A 22,104-nucleotide genomic window follows, 5' to 3' on the forward strand; every position below is an offset into this window, starting at 1 on the left:
CTGGCCCGGGTGCGCCGCCTGCTCGGCCCGGAGGGCGAGGACGCGCCCCGCGAGCGCCGCGGGCTGCGCTGGGGCCTGCTGGGAGCCATGCTGGTGGCCCTCGTCGCGCTGCCGGCGGTCGTCGTCAGCCGCACGGACGGAAGCAGTCTGCTTGAGCGCTTCGATCTCGGTGGCCTGACGGACGGACTGTCCATCTCCACCCGCGGCAAGCGGATGTACAGCCGCTACCCCGGTGGCAGCTTCTCCGCGACGCTGGACGGCCAGGCCGGCTTCAACGACGCGGAGGACGAGGTGCAGACCCTGCGCGGCACCCTGGTGGTGAAGGAGCGCGAGGGCGGGCTGACGCGTGAGATGACGCTGACCTCCATGGGCGAGGGGCGCATCGAGCGCGAGTACCGTGTCGGCGGCGAAAACCGACCCATGGACGAGGCCGCCCGCCTGTGGTGGGCCAAGGCCGTGCAGCGCGTGGCGGAGAACCTGACCGATCCGCTGGTGCGCGCCCAAAGGCTCTTCGGCCAAGGCGGCTTCGATGCCGTGCTGGCAGACGTCGAGCACGCCAAGGCAGACTTCCAGCGTCGCCGTCGCATCGAGGCCGCGCTCAAGCTCGATGGGCCGCTGCCCGCGGCGGTGCAGGACCGGCTCATCGCCGCATCTGCCGGCCTGCAGGGCAGCTTCGAGCGCCGCGAGGCGCTGAGCGCAATTGCCCGGCAACCGCTGGTGGAGTCTCAGCAGCAGGCCTGGCTGGCGGCCGCAGCCGGCATCGACGGCGATTTCGAGCGCCGCGAGGCCCTGGGTGCGCTGGCACCGCAGCTGACAGCCAGCCCGACCGTGCTGGCAGCCTGGGAGCAGGCGCTGCGCGGTATCGATGGCGATTTCGAGCTCCGCTCGGCCATTGCTGCCCAGGTGGCGGCCACGCCCCAGCCGGCCTTGCTCGCGGCGGCATTGCAGGCGGCGACGCGCATCCAGGGCGACTTCGAGAAGCGTGAGGCGCTGGGGGCCATCGCCCGCAGGCTGAAAGGCGACGAGGTCGAACTGGTCGACGCCTACGCCCGCGCCGCGGCCGGCATCTCGGGCGGCTTTGAGCGGCGCGAGGCCCTGAACCTGCTGCTCGACCGGCCCGACCTGGGCCTCATCGGCCTGGAGCGCGTGCTGGGCAGCGCGGAGGGCATGGATGCCGGCTTCGAGCGCCTCCAGGTGCTGCTGCGGGTGGCCGAGAAGATGGGCGCGGCCAAACCGGTGGATGCCGGACTCGTGGAGCGCATCCGCCGCGCCGGCCGCGGCATGGGCGAGCATGAGCGCGGCCAGATCGAGAACGCGCTCGACCGGCTGGGCTGAGTCCGGACCGAGGACCCGCCCCGCGTGCCGGAGCCGACCTTGAGCTTCGCCAGGCACCTTCACTCCTCAGGCCTCAAGGTGTTCGAGAGACGCGCGTTCGACGCCGGACGAAGACTGCTTCGCCCGCGATGGCGTCGGTGCTGTCCACGCGAGCTGGCGCCGGCGGGCCCGAAGTCGGCCAGCGCGCGGAGACCGAAGCTCGGATCGACGGTGTGCGCCGCGGCCGGGTCGAGGGCCGCTGGCGTACCACCAAGGTGCTGAGGGCGCTGCGCGCCTAGCCGGCCCGTTTGGCCAGCACCGCGCGAGCTACACGCGAGACGGGCGGGCGGCCCAGCACGTTGGAGATGAAGGCGCCGGCGTCGACCAGCTTGTCGAGGTCGATGCCGGTGGCTATGCCCAGGCCATTGAGCATGAAGACAACGTCCTCCGTCGCGACGTTGCCCGTCGCGCCCTTGGCATAGGGGCAGCCGCCCAGGCCCGCCACGCTCGCATGGAAGCTGTGCAGGCCCAGCTCCATGCTGGCGTAGATGTTGGTCAGCGCCTGGCCGTAGGTGTCATGAAAGTGGCCCGACACCTCGGCCAGCGGGAAGTGCTTGAGCGCGCGCTCCATCGCGGCCTGCACCCTGCGCGGTGTGCCGACACCAATGGTGTCAGCGATGTCGATGGCATCCACGCCCAGCTCTCGCAGGGGCCTCACGACCCGCTCGACCTGGTCGGCCGTGATCTCGCCCTCGTAGGGGCAGCCGAGCGCGCACGACAGCGCCGCGCGCACCTTCACGCCTGCAGCATGCGCGCCGGCGATCACCGGCGCAAATCGCTCCAGGCTCTCGGCGATGGAGCAGTTGATGTTCTTCTGCGTGAAGGCCTCGCTGGCTGCCGTGAAGACGAGGATCTCGTCGGGCTTTGTCGCCAGCGCCGGTTCCAGGCCTCTGGTGTTGGGCACCAGCACCGAATAGCGCACGTCGGCGCGGCGACCTATGGTCGCCATGACAGCCGTGTTGTCGCCCATCTGCGGCACCCACTTCGGAGACACGAAGCTGGTGACCTCGATCTCCTTCAGCCCTGCGTCCTGCAGCATCGCGACGAGCCGCGCCTTGTGCTCGGTGGAGACGTTCTCCTTCTCGTTCTGCAGGCCGTCGCGCGGGCCGACGTCGAGGATCTTGACGGTCGTGGGCAGCATGGCCATGTCAGGCCTCCAGCTTCAGCAACTCGGCACCGTCACCGACCTGGTCGCCCACGGCGAACAGCAGCTCGGCCACCTTGCCGTCACGCGGCGAGGAGATGGTGTGCTCCATCTTCATCGCTTCCATGACGGCGAGCGGTTGGCCCTTGGAGACACTGTCGCCGGCCTTGGCAAGGAAGGCCACGAGCTTGCCGGGCATCGGCGCCGTCAAGCGGCCGCCCTCGGCTGGTCCGTCGCCGGCGTGGGCGATGACGTCCACCTCGGTCAGAACGGCCGAGCCGTCAGCACCGAAGACGGCGACACGTTCGCCCTGCGCATAGGTCTTCACGCGGATGCGGCTGGCGCCGAGGAAGAGTTCGTGCGTTTCGGCATCGCTGCTCTGTACGGCGAACTCGATGGCCTCGTCTTCGATCGTCAGCGTCATGCCACCACGGTGGTGGCGGGACAGCAGCACTTCGTGATGGGCGCCGCCGGCTTCCAGGTCGAACCGACGCGTGGCCGAGCCGAACAGGCGGAAACCGTCGCGCTTGCTCCACGGGTCGCGGTCCTGGCGCGTGCCTTCCACGGCCAGCGTGTGGGCGACGACGGCAGCCGCGCTGACACGCAGCGGCAGGCCGGGCTGGTCGAACAGTCGGGCCCTCTCGCGCTCGATCAGGCCGGTGTCGAGGTCGGCCTTGGAGAACGACGTGGTGGCCGCGCAGCGGCGCAGGAAGGCAACATTGGTGTGCAGGCCGACGATGTGGGTGTCGCGCAGCGCCGTGTCCAGGCGCGCCAGGGCCTGCGCCCGGTCCTCGCCCCAGACGATGAGCTTGGCGATCATCGAGTCGTAGAAGGGGCTGATGGCATCGCCCTCACGCACGCCGGCGTCGATGCGCACGTCGCCGCGCTGGAAGGCCACGTGGGCGGGCCAGCGTGCCACGTCCAGCGAGCCGGTGGCGGGCAGGAAGCCGCTATCGGGGTTCTCGGCGCAGATGCGGGCCTCGATGGCGTGGCCATGCATGCGGAGCTCCGCCTGCCGCAGCGGCAGCGGCTCGCCGGCGGCGACGCGCAGCTGCCACTCCACCAGGTCCTGGCCCGTGATGGCCTCGGTGACCGGGTGCTCGACCTGCAGCCGCGTGTTCATCTCCATGAAGTAGAAGCGGCCGTCCTGCTCGGCGATGAACTCCACCGTGCCGGCGCCGACATAGCCGACGGCCTTGGCCGCAGCCACGGCGGCCTCGCCCATCTGGGCGCGGCGCTCCGGCGTCATGCCGGGGGCCGGCGCCTCCTCAAGCACCTTCTGGTGACGGCGCTGCACCGAGCAGTCGCGCTCGAACAGATAGACGCAGTCCCCGTGAGAGTCGCCGAAGACCTGGATCTCGATGTGGCGCGGCCGCTGGACGTAGCGCTCGATCAGCACCGCGTCGTCGCCGAAGCTGTTGATGGCCTCGCGTTTGCACGATGCGAGGGCAGCGTCGAACTCATCGGCGCTGTGGACCGCGCGCATGCCCTTGCCGCCCCCGCCGGCGCTGGCCTTGATCAGCACGGGATAGCCGATGCGGTCGGCCTCCTTTTTCAGCAGGGCAGGATCCTGGTCGGTGCCGTGGTAGCCCGGTACCAACGGCACCTGGGCTGCTTCCATCAACCGCTTGGACTCGGCCTTCAGGCCCATGGCCAGGATTGCGCTGGGTGGCGGCCCGATGAAGACGACACCGGCATCGGCGCAGGCCTGGGCAAAGGCTTCGTTCTCGCTGAGGAAACCATAGCCGGGGTGGACGGCTTCGGCACCAGTGCGGCGGGCGGCTTCGAGGATGCGTTCCCATTGCAGATAGGAGTCGCGCGGCGCCGGGCCGCCGATCAGCAGGGCTTCGTCGCACGCCTTGACGTGCCGGGCGTCGGCGTCGGCCTCGGAATAGACGGCGACCGTCTGGATGCCCATGCGGCGTGCGGTCGCGGCCACTCGGCAGGCGATCTCACCGCGATTCGCGATCAGGATCTTCTTGAACATGGATGGTGTCTCCTCAAAGGCCGAGCCCAAGGCGCTCCACGGCTTGTGGCCGCAGGCGCAGGGCCTGTTGGATGGGCATGTCCGGGACTTTTGCCGGGCAGGCGAGGGCGATGGGCTCGTCCGCATCAGTGCCCACACTGATGAGCTGGCCGGTCTGGCAGGCTGCGCGCACTGCCTGCCAGGCGCCGACAGGATCGTCGAAGGGCGAGACGCCCTGGATGCGTCGGACGTTGGGGTTGCCGCGCAGGCCACGGCAGGCGGGCTGCGTGTCGATGCGGAAATGATCGGCCTGAGTCCAGATGCTCAGTGCGCCGTCACAGTCGGCGGTCATCAGGGTCACCATCAGCGCAGTGCCGAGACGGCCGCGGATGGCAGCCGGCACCGGCTCGCCGCTTCTCAGTTCGCTCGCTTCGATGGCGCCGCCCCAGTCGCGCAGCAGCGCGCTGCGAAAGCCCTGCTGGGGGTCGAACAGCAGTCGATGCATGGAGCCGGTGTCTCCGCCATCGGCCCAGCGGGCCACCGCCTTGGCGTCGATGGGTGCGGTGCTGCCGCGGAACGGGCTGGCGGCCACGTCCACCGGCGTGCCGTCGCGCGGCTGCGCCCATTGGGCCAGCATCCAGAGCACCTGGCCACAGGCATAGGCGTCGTCGTCTCTGTGGTGGCCGGTCGGCAGCGCGGCCGACACCCGGTCACCGCGCGAGAACAGGCAGCTGTTCAGCGCGACGTCCATGCGCTCGCGCCAACCGGCAGCGTCGAGCTGGCCGGCCTCGCGAGCCAGCAGTCCGGCCACCCAGTCGGCATGGCCTTCGTGGATCCAGGGGCGTTCGCCATCGGTGCGAAACAGGCCGGTGTCCCACCAGTGCGTCACCTCGTGCGCGACGAACTGGCGCACCGTGCGATCCGCTTCTGCCGCACCCTTCAGTGCTCTGGTGTCGAAGCGCAGGCTCATCATGCGGCCCGAGGTGACGTCGCCGCGGAAGCCTTGCATCCCGGCCGGCACGTTGACCACCACGGCCCAGGGGCCCGCCGGCTTCGTGCCATACGCGCGTGCCAGCCGCTCCGTGACCCGCAGTAGCGACTCGCGCACGGCGCCCAGCCGCGTGGGGTCGATGGCCCGATCGTGGATCAGCGAACCGCCGGGCAGCGCTTCGACTTCGGCCTTGCCGAGCAGCACGTACTCATGGACGGCCGCGGCGGCGAAGCCAGCCGCCGTCCGACCTTCGTCCGCAGCCGCGAACGTCATCTGCGCGGCGGGTATCACCCGGTCGATGGGCTGGGGGGACACCTCACCCGCGACGACGGCGCGCGCACCGGGACCTGGCGTCCAGCGCCAGTGCAGCGCATGCCCGGGCAGTGCGACGGCGTAGTAGCCGATATAGGCCATGACGGCCTCACCGCCCACGGCAAAAGCCGGTTCGTTGATCGCGTAGCGGTTCAGCAGACGCGGCTTCACGCGGAAGATGGCCGAGGTGCAGCCAGTGGCCAGCGTGATCGTCACGCGCGGCTGAAGGACGACGGTGGCGCAGTCGTCGACGGGCGCAGCCATCTCGCCCCAGACAGTGGCCATGGTTGGCGCGCGGTTGAACAGCGGCAGCTCGCGCACCCCGACCGGCGGCGTGTATCGCACCAGCAGCGTGCCATCGTCGGTCACGCGCTGCTCGATCAGCAACTCGCCCGCGGCGGCGGCGCCGGCCATCGCCAGCGCTGCCAGGCAGGTCGCCATCTCCTTGATCATCCATTGCCTCCTCTGCCGTCTTCTTGTGGATTCAGGATCGGGCTCGCGCCTCGGGCCGGTAGGCCCCTGGGTGCGAGTTCTGAGCCGGCGGCTCAGGCGCTCAGTGCGTCCGGCACACCTCGACCTTGGCCGCGGCGTCCGTGGCGAGGCCCGACTCGGTCGAGCAGCGCATGCCCAGGCGGTCCAGCAGCGCGCGGTCCTTCTCGGCCTGCGGATTGCTGGTGGTCAGCAGTTTGTCGCCGTAGAACATGGAGTTCGCGCCGGCAAGGAAGCACAGCGTCTGCATCGTCTCGGGCATTTCCTCGCGGCCGGCCGACAGGCGGACCATCGCGCGCGGCATGGTGATGCGGGCCACCGCGATGGTGCGGATGAATTCCAGCGGGTCCAACGGCGCGGTGCCGGCCAGCGGCGTGCCTTCGACCTGCACGAGGTTGTTGATGGGCACGCTCTCGGGGTAGGGGTCGAGGTTGGCCAACTGGACGATGAGGCCGGCCCGTTGGCGGCGCGTCTCGCCCATGCCCACGATGCCGCCGGAGCAGACCTTCAGGCCCTGCTGGCGCACGCGGTCCAGCGTGTCGAGACGGTCCTGGTAGGTGCGCGTCGTGATGATCTGGCCGTAGAACTCGGGCGCCGTGTCCAGGTTGTGGTTGTAGTAGTCCAGGCCGGCGGCGGCCAGCTGCTCGGCCTGGCCGTCCTCCAGCATGCCGGCCGTCAGGCAGGTCTCCAGGCCCAGCGCCTTGACCTCGGAAATCATCTCGCCGATGGCTTCCAGGTGGCGGGGCTTGGGCGAGCGCCAGGCGGCACCCATGCAAAAACGCGTGGCGCCATTGGCCTTGGCGGCGCGGGCGGCTTCCATCACTTCCTGCAGCGGGATCAGCTTCTCGGCCTTGAGGCCGGTGTCGAAGTGGGCCGACTGTGGGCAGTAGGCGCAATCCTCCTCGCAGCCACCGGTCTTGATGGACAGCAGCGTGGACAGCTGCACCGCGTTGGCGTCGAAATGCTCGCGGTGCACCTGTTGGGCGCGGAACAGGAGGTCGTTGAAGGGCAGCTCGAACAGGGCCGCGACCTCGGCAACGGTCCAGGGCTTGGCCTGGCGGCGGTCTGCGTCGGTCGTGGGGGTGAGGGAGTGGATCTGGTTCATGCGGAGGCAACCAAGGAAGAAACGTCGAGACGCGCCGGCGCGGCCAGCGGGTCGGAGAGTCGGGGCAGATGCCCGAGGCAGGGCGCCTTCAGGCCAGCCTGCACGGAGGCTAGATTGTCGGCGACATGGGGTTGGTGAGGGTCGACGGTGTTGGCCACCCAGGCGGCCAGCGGCAGGCCTCGGGCGCGAATGGCTTCGGCCGTCAGCAGCGCATGGTTGATGCAGCCGAGCCGCAGGCCCACGACGAGGATGACGGGCAGGCCCAGGTCGACGGCGAGGTCGGCGGTGTCCCAGGTGTCGGTGAGCGGCACGCGGAAGCCACCGACACCTTCGACCAGGGCGAGGTCGGCCTTGGCTGCCGTGGCACGGATGGCACCCAGCAGCGCGTCCCGGTCGATGGCGCCGCCTTCGAGCTTGGCGGCGATGTGCGGCGCGCAGGGCTCGCGGAACTGCAGCGGACCGACCTCGGCGTCGGTCAGGCCCAAGTTCTGCGCCGCCAGCAAGGTGGCGACGTCTTCGTTGACCCAGCGGCCCGCATGCAGCGCCTGGCCCGCTGCCATGGACTTGATGGGGGCGACGCGCAGGCCACGCGCGGCGAGGGCGCGGGTCAGCGCGGCCGTGACGAAGGTCTTGCCGATTTCGGTGTCGGTGCCGGTGACGAAGAAGCCCTTCATGCGGCCCGCTCCTGCACCGCCGCGGCGCGGTCCAGTGCGGCCAGCAAGGCATCGACGTCGGCTTCGGTGTGCGTGCCGCACAGCGTGATGCGCAGCCGTGCAGTGCCAGCGGCCACGGTAGGCGGGCGTATGCCCGGTACGCGCAGACCGGCCGACTCCAGCGCGGCGGCCAGCGCCATGACTTCGGCGTTGCCCCCGACGATGAGCGGCTGGATGGGCGTGGCGGCATCGGTGAGCGACCAACCCAGTTGAGGGTGGCAGTCGATGAGGGCCATCAGGCCGTCGCGCAGCCGGGCCTGCAACGCGACGAGATTGGCGCGCCGCGCCGCGCCCAGCGGGCCTTCGATCAGCTCGAAACTGGTGAGCAGTGCGTGCTCGATGGCCGGTGGCGAGGCCGTCGAGAAGATGAAGTTGCGGGCCGCCTGCAGCAGGTATTCCACGATGGTGGCGTGGGCCGCGACGAAGGCGCCCGCGAGGCCGGCGGCCTTGCCCAGCGTGCCGACGAGGATGAGGCGCTCACTGTTCAGGCCGAAGTGTTCGAGCGAGCCCCGGCCCTTGTCGCCCAGCACACCGAAGCCATGCGCGTCGTCGACGATGAGCCAGGCGTCGAACTCCTGTGCCAGTGCCAACAGGCCCGGCAGCGGCGCGAGGTCGCCGTCCATGCTGAAGACGGCGTCGGTGACGATGAGGCGGACTTTTGCAGTGCTGGCGGCCAGTGCTGCGCGCAGGGCGGTCAGGTCGGCGTGCGGGAAGCGCGTGACCTTGGCTTTTGCGAGTCGAGCGGCGTCGATCAGCGAAGCGTGGTTGAGCTGTTCCGAGAAGATCTCGGTGTGCTCGTCGCCCAGCGCCGTGACGACGGCGAGATTGGCCATGTAGCCGGTGCAGAAGCCGATGGCGCGGGCCTGCGGGATGTGGGTCGAATACCAGCGCGCGAGGGTGTCGGCGACGGCCTCGTGCGCGGCGCTGTGGCCGCTGACCAGCGGCGACGCGCCCGAGCCGCCGCCCCAGAGGCGCGCACCCTCGGCAAGCGCATCGGCGATGGCGGGCTCTGCCGCCAGCCCCAGGTAGTCGTTGGAGCAGAACATCAGCAACTCGCGGCCGTTGATAGTCTGGCGGGGAGCCGTGCCGCTGTCGCCGCGGCGCAGCGAGCGCGTCAGGCTCTGCGCGGAGAGGGTGTTGAGCTTGGCGCTCAGGTGATCAAGCAAGGACATCGTTCAGCGTCGTCGTCACGGCCCCGGCCAGGAAGGCCGCGGTCGCGTCGTCGATCAGGTAAGGGGGCATCAGGTAGACGGTCGAGCCGATCGGTCGGATCAGCAGTTGGTGTGCGCGCGCCGCGAGGTGGAAGCGCTCGGCGAAGCGGGGTGGTGCTTCAGGCACATCGAAGGCCAGGATCATGCCGCGTTGGCGCAGATGCGCCACGCGTGGGGCCAAAGGCGCGAAGGCGCGAGTCAGGCGTTCCGCCTGTTGACGGTTGACATCGAGCTGGCCGGCGTCGAAGCGGTCCAGCACTGCGTTGGCGGCGGCGCAGGCCAGTGGGTTGCCCGTGTAGGAGTGAGAATGCAGGAAGCCTCGGGTGACGTCCTCGCTCCAGAAGGCAGCAAACACATCGTTCGTCGTCAGCACCAGCGACAGCGGCATGGTGCCACCCGTGATGCCCTTGGACAGCAGGATGAAGTCGGGCCACGGCGCACCGGCCTGCTCCCATGCGAAGAAGGTGCCGGTGCGGCCGCAGCCGACGGCGATCTCGTCGGCGATGAGGTGCACGCCGAACTCGCGCGTCAGCTCGCGCAGCCCGGCCAGGTACGTTGGCGAGTACATGACCATGCCGGCCGCGCCCTGGATCAGGGGTTCGACGATGACGCAGGCGATATGCGCGTGCCGCTCGGCCAGCAATGTGCGCATCGCGGCCAGCGCGTCGGCCTCGTTGCCCAGCCGCGCGTCGGGAGACGCGACGATGTGGGCACGCATCAGCAACGGATCGTAGGCGTCGCGGAACACCTGCACGTCGGTCACGCTGAGCGCGCCCAGCGTCTCGCCGTGGTAGCTGTTCTTCAGGCAGACGAACTCCCGCTTGTCGGCCCGACCGCGGTTCTTCCACGAATGGAAACTCTGCTTCAGTGCGATCTCGACGGCGCTGGCGCCGTCGCTGCCGAAGAACACATGGCCCAGTGCGCCGCCGGTGCGTTCGGACAAGCGCTCGGCCAGCCGCACAGCGGGTTCGTGCGTGCAGCCTGCCAACATCACGTGCGGCAGTGTGTCCAGCTGGGACTTGATGGCGTCGAGCAGCGGCTTGTCGCTGTGACCGAACAGGTTGACCCACCAAGACGAGTTGGCGTCGAAGTAGCGGCGGCCGTCGGTGTCGAACAGCCAGGGGCCTTCGCCACGGGCGATGGGTAGCGGCGGCATGTCGGCCAGGCGCGCCATCTGTGTGCAGGGATGCCAGACGGCCGCGCGACTGCGGGCGGCGAGGTCTTGAGAGGAAGTCATGCGGGGGTGGGGCGGCGCACGCGCCGGAGCAGCGCACGCAGGAACTTGAAGCAAAACCAGGTCAGCGTGGCCATGACGGCGAGCGCCAGCGCCAGCAGCGGGAAGAAGATGTAGGGGTGGGCCCAGGCCAGCCACAGCATCGAGGGCACGGCCACGTCGCCGGCCAGCGACAGGCCAAGGTTGGAGAAAGGTTCAGGCGAGGTGTTCGCGGCCGCCCGGGTGCTGGCCTTGGCCGTGTGGGATGCCGCCGCAAGGCCACCGCCCAGCAACGCGGCAAGCACCGTCCAGGCCTCGCCGTGGTCGCCTGCCCAACCGCCGACGAGGCCGGCCACCAGCGCGGCACCGGCGGGGATGCGAATCAATGTGTGCAGCGCATCCCAGGCGCTGTCCACCAGCGGCACCTTGTCGGCCAGGAACTCGACCAATGCAAGCGCCGCGGCGCAGGCCATCACGAGCGGCGAGGCCAGCACCAGCAGGCCTGGCGGCAGCGCGATCCAGCCCCAGTGTCCGGCGATGCCAACCAGCAGCACCGTCAGGTACAGGCGCAGGCCGCTGGCCCAGCCGAGGGCGGCGGCCAGGGCGAACAGCTGGATGGCGTCGAGCTTCATGCAGGCGATTTCAGCCGTTCAGCCAAGCCGGCTTGCCCTTGGTCAGGAAGCTCTGCACGCCGTCGCGGCCTTCCGCGCTGGCTCGGATGTCGGCGATGCGGCGTGCCGTGTCGTCGCGCAGTGCGGGCGTGATCTCGCGACCGGCCACATCCTTCACGAGGCGCTTGCAGGCGCGAGTGGCGGCGGGGCCGTTGGCGCAGATGGCGGCAGCGAGGTCGTCGACCTTCGCATCCAGCGCGTCGGCCGTGACGACTTCTTGCACGAGGCCCAGGCGCCGCGCCTCATCGGCCGTGAAGCGCTCGGCCGTGACGAAGTAGCGTCGCGAGGCCTGCTCGCCCAGTGCCCGGACGACGTATGGGGCGATGGTGGCGGGCATCAGGCCCAGTTTGGCCTCGCTGAGGCAAAAGCCCGCCGCATCCACCGCGACAGCGATGTCCGCGCAGGCGACCAAGCCTACGCCACCGGCATAGACGTCACCCTGCACGCGCGCGATCACGGGAACCGGGCAGCTGTAAATGGCCCACAGCATGTCGGCCAGCCGGGTTGCGTCCGCATGGTTCTCGTCCCAGGAGTAGCCGGCCATGGCCTTCATCCAGTTCAGGTCGGCGCCGGCGCAGAAGGCCTTGCCCTCGGCGGCGAGGACGATGACGCGCAGATCGGCACGCTGGCCCAGCTCGATGAAGGCGGCAGCCAGCTCCTCGATGAGCGTCTCGTTGAAGGCGTTGCGGACCTCGGGGCGATTCAGCGTGACACGGGCGATAGGGCCCGCGGTCGTGATGGTCAGGCAGCTGCTCATGGGAATGTCGTTTCCGGTTGGGTTGCGGCCAGAGGCTTGCACATCAGCACGGAGCGGTAGGTCTTGCCCTGCCATTGGACCGCGCCCACCTCGGCATAGCCGCGGCGTGCGTAGCGGGCACGCAAAGCGGCGGCGGGTTCGGCCGTGTCCAGCGCGATCTGCTGGTGCCCCTGGGACTGGGCCCAGCCTTCCGCTGCGTCGATCAGGCGCTCGGCCAAGCCCTTGCCGCGCCATTCCGGGTGCACGCCCAGCTGGGACAGGATGGCCGTACCGGCTGTCATGTACAGGGATGGGGGTGCGTCGGCGATGTAGACCTCGCCTGCCGGCTTGGGGCCGCGTACGGCGATCGTCCCGACGAGCCGCCCATCCGCCTCGGCGACAAAGGCCTGGGCATCGGCCAGGCGTTGGCGCGTGACCTCCACGCCCTGGTCCACTGCCGTGAAGTTCCAGCCTTGCGCGGCCAGGCTGGCGTAGGAGGCATGCAGTAGCGCGGTCAGGGCCTCCATGCTGTCGCCGGAATGCAGAGGGCGGATGGCGATCGAGGTCATGGCGAGGCGCATCGAACCGCTCATCGTCATCACATCCGGAACACGCCGAACTTGGTGTCAGGGATCGGCGCGTTCAGCGACGCCGACAGGCCAAGCGCCAGCACGCGGCGCGTGTCGGCGGGGTCGATCACGCCGTCGTCCCACAAGCGAGCCGACGCGTAGTACGGATGGCCCTGGTCCTCGTACTGCTGGCGGATCGGCGCCTTGAACGCCTCCTCCTCGTCGGCGCTCCACGTGCCGCCCTTGGCCTCGATGCCGTCGCGGCGGATGGTGGAGAGCACGCTGGCCGCCTGCTCGCCGCCCATCACGGAGATGCGCGCGTTGGGCCACATCCACAGGAAGCGCGGCGAGTAGGCGCGGCCGCACATGCCGTAGTTCCCGGCGCCGAACGAGCCGCCGATGATGACGGTGAACTTGGGCACCTGGGCGCAGGCCACGGCCGTGACCATCTTGGCGCCAGCGCGGGCAATGCCCTCGTTCTCGTACTTGCGGCCCACCATGAAGCCGGTGATGTTCTGCAGGAACACCAGCGGGATCTTGCGCTGGCAGCACAGCTCGATGAAATGGGCGCCCTTGTTGGCGCTCTCGGCGAACAGGATGCCGTTGTTGGCGACGATGCCCACGGGCATGCCCTCAATGTGCGCAAAGCCGCAGACCAGCGTGTTGCCGTAGCGGGCCTTGAATTCGTCGAACTCCGAGCCGTCGACGATGCGCGCGATGACCTCGCGCACGTCGAAGGGCTTGCGCGTGTCGGTGGGGATGATGCCGTGCAGCTCGGCCGGGTCGTGGGCGGGGGCCTTGGGCTCCTGCATGGCGAGCGGATTCGCTTTCGACCAGTTCAACCGCGCGATGGAGTGGCGCGCGATCGCCAGGGCATGCGTGTCGTTGTTGGCGAGGTGGTCAGCCACGCCCGACAGGCGCGTGTGCACGTCGCCGCCGCCCAGGTCCTCGGCGGTGACGACCTCGCCGGTCGCGGCCTTCACCAACGGCGGTCCGCCCAGGAAGATGGTGCCCTGGTTCTTCACGATGATGGTTTCGTCGCTCATCGCCGGCACGTAAGCGCCACCGGCCGTGCAGGACCCCATGACGACGGCGATCTGCGGGATGCCTTCGGCCGACAGGTTGGCTTGATTGAAGAATATGCGGCCGAAGTGATCGCGGTCGGGGAAGACCTCGTCCTGATTGGGCAGGTTGGCACCGCCGCTGTCGACAAGGTAGAGGCAGGGCAGGCGGTTCTGCTGCGCGATTTCCTGCGCGCGCAGGTGCTTCTTGACCGTGATTGGGTAATAGGTGCCACCCTTCACCGTGGCGTCATTGCACACCACCATGCATTCCACGCCTGCCACGCGACCGATGCCGGCCACCACCCCGCCGCCCGGGGCCGCGTTCTGGTACATGTTCAGGCCGGCCAGGGGAGCCAGCTCGAGGAAAGGGGTGCCGGGATCCAGCAGCATCTCGACGCGGTCGCGCGGCAGCAGCTTGCCACGGGCGACGTGTTTGGCGCGCGCGGCTTCGCCGCCACCCTGGGCGATCTGCGCGAGCTTGGCGTTGAGGTCGGTGACCAGCCCGCGCATTGCATCGGCATTGGCCTTGAAGTCGGCCGAGCGGGGGTTGAGCTGGGTGTTCAGGACCGGCATGGTGTCTCCCGGCGAACCCTGCTTAAGCAAGGCTCAATTTATGGATTGATGGCCTCGTGAGCCGCGTGAGGGCGTCAGAATAATCCAGGGTGAACCCGGATGCAATGGCGACTTGAGTGTTACTCAATAATTGCGCAGAATGCGGCTCGATGACGACCGCCGCCGCTCCGCCCCAGCGCCGCTCGCCCGCCGGCCCCAAGGCGGAGCAGCGGGTGCGCGACATCTTGCGCGTGGGCCGGGAGGTGTTCGCCGAGCGGGGCTACGAGGGTGCGACGACGACCGAGATCGCCCAGCGCCTGGGCATTTCCGAGGCCACCATCTTCACGTACTTCCGCGGCAAGCGCGAACTTTGCCAGCGGGCCATCCAGGACTGGTACGACGAGAACATCGCTGCCATGCAGGCCGGCCTGCCGCGAGAGGCCTCGGTGCGCGCGCAGCTGGAATACCTCGTGCTGACCAACCTGCGCGTCTTCCTCGTGCAGGGGACGGGGATCTGCGCGCTGGTGCTTTCGGAAGGCCGGGCCAAGGGCCAGGGCCTGGGCGAAGGCCTGGTCGAACTGCAGCGTCGCTACACCGCGCCGTTGATGGAGTTGCTCGCGCGCGGCCAGGAGGCCGGCGAGGTCAGGCGCGACATCCCGCTGCGGCTGCTGCGCTCGCTGGTGTTTGGCCCGATCGAGCAAATGCTCTGGGAGGTGGTCATCACCGGCCGACAGATTGACGTGGAGGCTAGCGCGCGCGACCTCGTGGCCCTGTTGTGGCCGGCGCTGCAGGCGCCCGACCAAGAGCTGCAGCGGCTGCGCCGGCTGCGCACACAGCTGCAAGACGTCATCGCACAAGCCTGAGCGCTCGCTACGATGCGGGGTCCTTCGCGGACGGGAGGCGGCGATGAACGTACCGAGAGTCTGGCTGGCCTGGGCCCTGCTGATGGGGGCCGGCATGGTAGGCGCGCAGCCCGAAGGGGCCGATGCCGACTGGCGCTACCGCATCCAACCGGGTGACACGCTGATCACGCTGACCGACCACTGGTTGGCCCCACCTCGGACCTGGCGCGATCTGCAAAAGCTCAACCGCGTGCCCGATCCACTGCGCCTGATGCCCGGCGCCACGCTGCGCATGCCCGTGGGCTGGCTGCGACGTGAGGCCGGCGTCGCCGAGGCGGTGTTCGCGCGCGGCCTGGTCACGCGTCAGCGTGGCGTCGCCAGCGAGACCCTCGCAGTCGGCGCAATGCTGCAGAGCGGCGATCGCATCCGGACCGGCGCCCAGTCCAGCGCCAGCCTGCGCTTTGCCGATGGATCGCGACTGCTGATTCCGCCGGACAGCGACGTCAGCCTCGACCAGTTGCTGGTGCTGGGCCGCGGCGCGCTGCCCGCCGTGCGCATCGGCGTCCAGCAGGGCGGGGCGGACAGCCTCGTCGCGCCCAATGCTCAGCGCGTGCCGATGTACGAAGTGCGGACGCCGCACGTCAACCTCGGCGTGCGCGGGACCGAATTCCGCGTACAGACAGTCGGCTCGCAAAGCCGCATGCAGGTGCTGGCGGGCGCGGTGCGCGCCGACGGCCTGGCGTCGGACGTGGCACCGGGCCAGGGCCTGCTTGCCCAGGGCTCGGCACGCAGCGTCGCGCCGCTGCTGCCCGCGCCCGACCTTGGTGGGCTGACGCCTGTGGTCGAGCGCTTGCCACTGCACTTGTCCTGGGTGGGCGGGCCGACCGGCGCCGTCAGTTGGCGCGCCCAGCTCTATGTCCGCGGCGACTTTGACCGCCTGCTGCTGGATGCGATTGTTGGCGAACCCGCTGCCACCTGGCCCGAGGCCCGCGACCTGGCCGACGGTGAATACACCCTGCGCGTGCGCAGCATCGACGCGCGCGGCCAGGAAGGCGCTGCGGCCGATGCGCTCGTGCGCCTGCAAGCCCGGCCCGAGCCGCCCTTCATGCAGGCGCCGGCGCCTGGCGCCATCAGCTACAGCGGCGGCATCACCTTGGCCTGGACGCGCAACACCGCGGCCCCAAATGTGCGACTGCAAATCGCGCGCGACGCCGAGTTCAAGGAGCTGGTTCTTCAGCCACCGCCCATCGATGCTGCGGCCTACGACGCCAGATTGCCGGACGGCGCCTACCACTGGCGCATCGCGGCCGTGGAGGCAGGCGGCCGCGCCGGCCCCTTCAGTGACGTGCAGGGGTTCGAGATCAAGCCGCCGCCGCCTGCGCCGCCGCCTGCCCAACCAGAGGTCAGCGGCGACCAGCTCAGGCTGCGCTGGCGAGTCGACCCCGGCGTCGCGCGCTACGAGCTGGAGTGGGCCGGCACCGCGACCTTCGACGGCGCCGACGTCCAGCGCTTCGCGACCGATCAACCTGAGCTGATCCTGCCTAAGCCCTCGCCGGGCAGGTACTTTCTGCGCGCCCGGGCCTTCAACGCCGCGGGCGCCGCCAGCCCCTGGGGCCAGGCGCAGATGATCGAGCAGCCCTACCCGCGCTGGCTCTGGTTGCTGCCCCTGCTTTTCGTGCCCCTGCTTTGAAACGCTGGCCCTGGCTCGCCTTGCCGGCAGCCCTGCTGCTGTGGGTACTGCTGACCCTGACGGGCGCCCAGCCGCGCATCGACCGGGTGCTGGGCGACCTGTTGGTGCGTGCCGCGGCGCTGCCGCCGGGCGAGGCCACCAGCGTCGTCGTCGACATCGACGACGCCTCACTGCGCGCGCTGCGCCAGCCGCTGGGCGAGTGGCCCTATTCGCGCGAGGTCTACGCGCTGATGCTGGACTACCTTGGCCAGGCAGGGGCGCGTCTCGTCGTCATCGACGTCGTTCTGGCCGGCCCGCGCGAGGGCGACGCGCGGCTGGCGTCCACGCTGGCCGCCGGCCCGCCTGTCGTGTTGGCGGCGGCGGGTCTGCGTCAGGGGGCCGCCGTCGAGCTGGTACCGGCCAGCGAGGCCGAGCAGCGTGCGCTCGCGCGCCTCGGAGCCGCCCAGGCACCGGGCCTGGACTGGGATGCCCTGACTGCACCCACGGATGCGCTGCTGGACGCGCTGACCGAGCCCGCCAGCCTGGGCCTGGTCTCGGTGGTCCTGGACGACGACGGCCTGTTGCGCCAGGTGCCGCTGCTGCACCGCGTGCAGGGCCGGAGCCTGCCTAGCCTGGCTTTCGCGGCGCGTCTGCGGACCGACGGGGTACTGGCGTGGCGGTACGAGAGCGGGGCGCTTGTCGCGGGCGCGCGCCGCTGGCCGGTGGACGACCAGGGCCGGCTGCGCCTGCGCCTGCCGCTGGCGGGTCGGGGAGGTGATGGCCCGCCGCCGGTGGTGTCCTGGCAGCGCCTGATGCGCGCCGCCCTGGGTGAAGCAGACGACGCCGAGCTGGCCCGGCTGGTGGCCGGTCGCAGCGTCTTCGTCGGCAGCAGTGCCTTCTTTGCCGATGAGGTGATGACGCCACAGGGCCGGCTGTCTGGCGCGGCGTTGAACGCGGCAGTCTTCGAGGCGCTGGGTGTCGATCCGCTGCCGTTGCTGCGCGACGATGGTCCGACGGTGTGGGCGCTGGACATGACGCTGCTGGCACTGGGTGCTTTGCCGCTGCTGCTGCGCCGCCAGGCGCTGGCGGCAGGCCTGGGCCTGGCCGGCATCATGCTCGCAGCCTGGGGCGCCGTGCATGCCGGTCTGCTGGCGGCGCCCGCGCCGGGCCTGTATCTGCTGGTGCTGGCCCTGCTGCTGACCGCCGTCGAGCACGAGCGACTGGCTCGCGCTCGCGAGCACGAGCTGACCCGCGAACGCGAACTGGCCGAGGCGCGAAGCCGCGCCAAGACCGAGTTGCTGGCCCAGGTCAGCCACGAGATGCGTACGCCGATGAACGCCGTGCTGGGCTTCTCCGATGTGTTGGCCCGCTCGCCGCTGCGGCCCGATCAGGCGCATTACGTCGAAGTGCTGGGCCACGCCGGCCGCCAGGTCTTCGCCCTCATCAATGACCTGCTTGACAACGCCCGCATCGAGAGTGGTCGGCTGGAGCTGGCCGCGCACCCATTCCACCTCGTGGATCTCGTCGAGCTGCAGCTGGAGCTGATGCGCGAACGCGCTCAGAGCCAGGGACTGTGGCTGCGCGTGTTCGCGCGCACCGAGGCTACCGGCTGGGTGCTTGGCGACCAGCAGCGTGTCGCGCAGATCGTCACAAACCTGGTCGGCAATGCCATCCGCTTTACCCGCGTGGGGGGTGTCACCGTCGAGCTGTCGCGCGACGCCAGCGGGCTGCTGCTCATCAGCGTACAGGACACTGGCATCGGCATCGCGCCGGACCGCCTGGAGCGCATCTTCCAGCCCTTCGCCCAGGCGGATGCCACCATCGCCCACGAGTTCGGCGGCACGGGCCTGGGGCTGTCCATCACGCGCAGCCTGGCGCGGTTGATGGGCGGCGATGTGAGCGTGCAGAGCCGCCCGGGCGAGGGGAGTCGCTTCGAAGTGCGGCTGAACCTGCCGGATGCACGCCCTCTGCATGACGGCGTGGTCAATCCGGCCGAGCCACGCGCCGCACCCAGCCGCGCTTTGCGGCTGCTGCTGGCCGAGGACAACGACGTCAACGTCCTCGTCATCGAAGGCATGCTGGCGCCGCTGGGCCACCACATCACGCGCGCGGCCGACGGCGCGCAGGCCCTGGCCGCGCTGCGCGACGGCGACTTCGACCTCGTGCTGATGGACATGCAGATGCCTGGCACGGACGGCCTCGCCGCCACCCGTGCATGGCGGGCTGTCGAGGCCGGCGAGGGCCGACCGCGCACGCCCATCGTCGCGCTGACGGCCAACGCCTTCGATACCGACGTGCAGCAGTCGCTTGAGGCGGGCTGCGACGCCCACCTGACCAAGCCCCTCAGCCGCGCAGCGCTGCTGCAAGCTCTGGCGAGGTACGCACGCCCTTGAAGCCAGGGCGCGGTGCGCCCGGGCCAACCCGACAGGATCCAGGGACCGGGCGGGCATCGCCAGTCCGGGAAGTCAGCCCCTAGTTTGTTCGCTGCGTCACCGCCACAGCCTGACTTCCCGCAGGGGGGGGCTTGAAGGGCGCGGCCCAACATTTCTTTGCGCGTGGGCAACAAGCCGCTTGTCGGCAAGAGCACCCGGGGGCCCACCACACAGCCCGCGCCCATCAAGGAGTGAACATGAACAAGCATCGCAACACTCGCCTGGCGCTGGCCTTGCTCGGCGCCGGGCTCGTCTCGCTGCCGGCCTGGTCCCAGGAGCAGGCACAGCAGTTGGAGCGCATCACCGTCACCGGTTCGTCGATCAAGCGACTGGAATCCGAGACCGCGCTGCCCGTCAGCGTCGTCACGCGCGACCAGATCGTGAAGTCTGGCGCCACCAACGTCGAGGACATCCTGCGCCGCATTGGCGCCAACACAGCGCTTCAGTCGGACACGACGCAGGGCGCCGGCTATGCGCAGAGCTTTGCCAACCTGCGCGGACTGGGGCCCAACTCGACGCTGGTGCTGCTGAACGGCCGGCGCCTGGCCAACTTCGCCTTCGGCTCCATCGGCGGCAACTCGTCGGTGGACCTCAACAGCATCCCTTTCGCGGCCATCGACCGCATCGAGGTGCTGCGTGACGGGGCATCCGCGGTCTATGGCACCGATGCCGTGGGCGGCGTCATCAACTTCATCACGCGCAAGGACTACGACAAGGGCGAGCTCACGCTGCGGTACGGCAACACGGAAAAGAACATTGGCGGCAAGGAGACCGGGGCCTCGTTGGCCTTCGGCATGGGCGGACTGAAAAGCGATGGCTACAACCTGCTCGTCACCGGCAACGTCAAGAAGCAGACCAAGCTCAGCGCCATTGATCAGAAGTGGTATCTCCGGGGCGCCGAAGAGATCCCCGGCTCGGATCCCCCGACCTCCGGCCGCTCCTTCCCGGGGCGCCTCGTCGACTTCGGCATCACGCCGGGCGCCTACGCCAATGCGGGCGCCAACTTCAGCCCCTGCGACCCCAACTTCAACACCATCCAGACGCTGACCGACACGACGCCCAACGGCACGCCGATCAAGCGCTGCCGTTTCATCTACCCCGCCATGCAGGAGAACCTGCCAGACACGACCAAGGCCGACCTCTTCGGGCGCCTGTCGCTGGACCTGGGCCAGGACTCGACGCTGTTCTTCGAAGCCAGCTATGCACGCAGCAAGGGTATCGGCCGCACGGCTCCCGTGCCCATTGACTCGACGGCCGGCCATGTGAAGGCCGACGGCACCTACCCGTCCTTCGCCTTCCCGATCACGAGCAAGTACTTCCCAGTCGCGCTGCTGACCAGCCTCGGCTACACGCCGGACCAGTTCGACACCCTGGGCGGTGGCTTCACCGAGATCGCGATGCGCTCAGTACCGGTGGGGCTGCGCACCAACAACACGCTGAACGAGCAGACCCGCCTCGTCGCCGGCCTGACCGGCATGGCCGCCGGCTGGGACTATGACGCCGGCCTGACCGTGTCACAGGCGAAGGGATCGCTGGACTACTACAACTACCTTCACGAAGGCCGCTTCATTGCCGAGCTGGCCTCGGGCGTCATCAACCCCTTCGGCCCGCAGGACGCCGCGGGTCTCGCAGCGCTGGACCGGGCGCGCATGGAAGGCCCCATGCGCCGCTCCAAGAGCACGACCTACGCGCTGGACGCCAAGGCCAGCCGGGAACTGATGGCCCTGCCCGGCGGCCCGATGATGCTGGCCGTGGGCGCCGACCTGCGCAAGGAGAAGGCCAACGACCGCGCCGTCAACCCCGACTATGAGCAAGGCCTGCACATCGGCGGCGAGGGGACGGTGCCCAACACCACCGCTTCGCGCAGCATCTATGCGGTGTTCAGCGAGCTGTCGATGCCGTTCGCCACCGGTTGGGAGGCGACCGTCAAGGCCCGCTACGACCACTACAGCGACTTCGGAAGCACCTTCAACCCCGGCTTGACGATGCGCTTCCAGCCCAGCAAAGCACTTCTGCTGCGGGCCAGTGCGGGCACCGGCTTCCGTGCGCCGACGCTCTGGGACGTCAACAGCCCAATGGCCTTCACCAACACGGCCAATTCCCTGGTCGACCCTGGCTGCCCGGCGGGTCATGCCAACGACCCGCGTTGCGAGACTCAGTTCAACGTGCGGCTGTCCAGCGACCCCGGCCTCAAGCCCGAGAAGTCGCGCCAGTATTCCTTCGGGGTCGTCGTCGAGCCGCTGCGCGACCTGTCCATTGCGCTGGACTATTGGCACATCCAAAAGAAGGACCAGATCAGCGTCATCGGCGGCGATGCCATCATGGCCGACCCGACGCTCTATCAGCGCTACAACGCCCGCATCCACCGCCTGTCGAGCGGCTTCATCAGCTACATCGAGACGCCTGTGGAAAACCTCGGCGAGCTCAAGACCAGCGGCCTCGATGTCGACGTGAAGACCAGCTGGGGCCTGGGCGACTGGGGCAGGCTGGGTGCGAGCTTCGTCGGGACCTACGTCAATACCTGGAAGCAGCAGAACGGCAAGGGCACGCCCTTCGTCTCCTACCAGGGCACGGCCGGCGATGGCGCCAGCGTGCAGCCGGTGCCCAAGTGGCAGCACACCCTGGGTCTGGACTGGAACGCCGGCAACTGGAACCTTACGCTGGAGAACGTCTTCGTCAAGGGCTGGACCGAATCCGCCGGCCTTGTCGAGGCGAACGTCGGCCCGGCCGTGGAGCACAAGGTCAAGGACAGCAGTCGCTGGAACATGTCGGTCGGCTGGAAGCCCATCGCGCCGCTGGCCCTGCGCCTGGGTGCGCGCAATCTCTTCAACCAGGACCCTCCCTTCACGGCTGTGTCCAGCTACGGCTCGCACGTGGCCGGCTATGCCGGCTCCTTCGTCGATCCGCGCGGGCGCTTCTGGTACATGACAGCGAGCTACCAGTTCAAGTAGGACTGCGGGCCGCTCCCAGGCGGCCTTTCGTGAACGGCACCCCAGAAGTTGGACACCCGTGCAACCGACGGGGTGCTTCTCATGGCGAAGTCCAGCCAGA

The 22,104-nt window shown here is 69.5% G+C and carries 17 protein-coding genes; 6 read left to right on the forward strand and 11 right to left on the reverse strand.

Features of this window, described 5'->3' with window-relative positions:
- Together VGF12_RS19375 and VGF12_RS19380 are read left to right on the forward strand one after the other, a co-directional pair.
- The coding region (locus VGF12_RS19375) for a hypothetical protein (RefSeq protein ID WP_331177689.1) at positions 1-1,335 on the forward strand (1,335 nt) is incomplete at its 5' end.
- A gap of 137 nt (positions 1,336-1,472) precedes the next feature.
- The gene (locus tag VGF12_RS19380; protein WP_331177690.1) at positions 1,473-1,613 is read left to right on the forward strand and encodes a hypothetical protein; all 141 of its coding nucleotides are present in this window, start codon (positions 1,473-1,475) and stop codon (positions 1,611-1,613) included.
- Here VGF12_RS19380 and VGF12_RS19385 read toward each other — a convergent pair.
- From VGF12_RS19385 to VGF12_RS19435, 11 genes are all read right to left on the reverse strand, one after another.
- Positions 1,610-2,515: a hydroxymethylglutaryl-CoA lyase gene (locus VGF12_RS19385; RefSeq protein ID WP_331177714.1), complete on the reverse strand. Its 906-nt coding sequence runs from the start codon at positions 2,513-2,515 to the stop codon at positions 1,610-1,612. The genes VGF12_RS19380 and VGF12_RS19385 overlap by 4 nt on opposite strands.
- Positions 2,516-2,522: 7 nt before the next feature.
- On the reverse strand, positions 2,523-4,505 hold the full coding sequence (locus VGF12_RS19390) for an acetyl/propionyl/methylcrotonyl-CoA carboxylase subunit alpha (protein WP_331177691.1): 1,983 nt from the start codon (positions 4,503-4,505) through the stop codon (positions 2,523-2,525).
- A 13-nt stretch (positions 4,506-4,518) separates the two neighbouring features.
- A complete protein-coding gene (locus tag VGF12_RS19395; RefSeq protein WP_331177692.1) occupies positions 4,519-6,240 on the reverse strand; it encodes a hypothetical protein in 1,722 nt (573 codons plus the stop codon).
- Between the two features lie 100 nt (positions 6,241-6,340).
- Positions 6,341-7,381, reverse strand: a complete 1,041-nt coding sequence (bioB, locus tag VGF12_RS19400; RefSeq protein ID WP_331177693.1) for a biotin synthase BioB — start codon at positions 7,379-7,381, stop codon at positions 6,341-6,343.
- Positions 7,378-8,055 carry a dethiobiotin synthase gene (gene bioD / locus VGF12_RS19405; protein ID WP_331177694.1) on the reverse strand — a complete coding sequence of 226 codons (678 nt, stop codon included), beginning with the start codon at positions 8,053-8,055 and terminating at the stop codon, positions 7,378-7,380. The genes bioB and bioD overlap by 4 nt, the downstream gene beginning before the upstream one ends.
- Positions 8,052-9,266: an 8-amino-7-oxononanoate synthase gene (locus VGF12_RS19410; protein WP_331177695.1), complete on the reverse strand. Its 1,215-nt coding sequence runs from the start codon at positions 9,264-9,266 to the stop codon at positions 8,052-8,054. The genes bioD and VGF12_RS19410 overlap by 4 nt, the downstream gene beginning before the upstream one ends.
- Positions 9,253-10,542, reverse strand: coding sequence for an adenosylmethionine--8-amino-7-oxononanoate transaminase (bioA, locus tag VGF12_RS19415; protein ID WP_331177696.1), 1,290 nt, complete (start codon positions 10,540-10,542; stop codon positions 9,253-9,255). The genes VGF12_RS19410 and bioA overlap by 14 nt, the downstream gene beginning before the upstream one ends.
- The gene (locus tag VGF12_RS19420; protein WP_331177697.1) at positions 10,539-11,150 is read right to left on the reverse strand and encodes a DUF4126 domain-containing protein; all 612 of its coding nucleotides are present in this window, start codon (positions 11,148-11,150) and stop codon (positions 10,539-10,541) included. Before VGF12_RS19420 ends, bioA begins: the two co-directional genes overlap by 4 nt.
- Positions 11,151-11,160: 10 nt before the next feature.
- Positions 11,161-11,946 (reverse strand): enoyl-CoA hydratase/isomerase family protein, encoded by a 786-nt coding sequence (locus VGF12_RS19425; RefSeq protein ID WP_331177698.1) that lies wholly within the window; start codon positions 11,944-11,946, stop codon positions 11,161-11,163.
- A complete protein-coding gene (locus VGF12_RS19430) occupies positions 11,943-12,494 on the reverse strand; it encodes a GNAT family N-acetyltransferase (RefSeq protein ID WP_331177699.1) in 552 nt (183 codons plus the stop codon). The genes VGF12_RS19425 and VGF12_RS19430 overlap by 4 nt, the downstream gene beginning before the upstream one ends.
- A 29-nt stretch (positions 12,495-12,523) precedes the next feature.
- Positions 12,524-14,131, reverse strand: coding sequence for a carboxyl transferase domain-containing protein (locus VGF12_RS19435; protein ID WP_331177700.1), 1,608 nt, complete (start codon positions 14,129-14,131; stop codon positions 12,524-12,526).
- Between the two features lie 149 nt (positions 14,132-14,280).
- On the opposite strand from VGF12_RS19435, the gene VGF12_RS19440 reads away from it, so the two are divergent.
- The 4 genes from VGF12_RS19440 (at position 14,281) to VGF12_RS19455 (ending at position 22,004) form a co-directional block, all read left to right on the forward strand.
- Entirely contained in the window at positions 14,281-14,973 is a 693-nt protein-coding gene (locus VGF12_RS19440; protein ID WP_331177701.1) for a TetR/AcrR family transcriptional regulator, read from the forward strand.
- Positions 14,974-15,016: 43 nt separating this feature from the next.
- Positions 15,017-16,642, forward strand: coding sequence for a FecR domain-containing protein (locus VGF12_RS19445; RefSeq protein ID WP_331177702.1), 1,626 nt, complete (start codon positions 15,017-15,019; stop codon positions 16,640-16,642).
- A complete protein-coding gene (locus VGF12_RS19450) occupies positions 16,639-19,014 on the forward strand; it encodes a hybrid sensor histidine kinase/response regulator (protein ID WP_331177703.1) in 2,376 nt (791 codons plus the stop codon). Before VGF12_RS19445 ends, VGF12_RS19450 begins: the two co-directional genes overlap by 4 nt.
- A 236-nt stretch (positions 19,015-19,250) precedes the next feature.
- Complete coding sequence (locus VGF12_RS19455; protein WP_331177704.1) at positions 19,251-22,004, forward strand: TonB-dependent receptor; 2,754 nt, start codon at positions 19,251-19,253, stop codon at positions 22,002-22,004.
- Positions 22,005-22,104 lie beyond the last annotated feature (100 nt).

Source organism: Roseateles sp. (assembly GCF_036404855.1).
GTDB lineage: Bacteria > Pseudomonadota > Gammaproteobacteria > Burkholderiales > Burkholderiaceae_C > Pelomonas.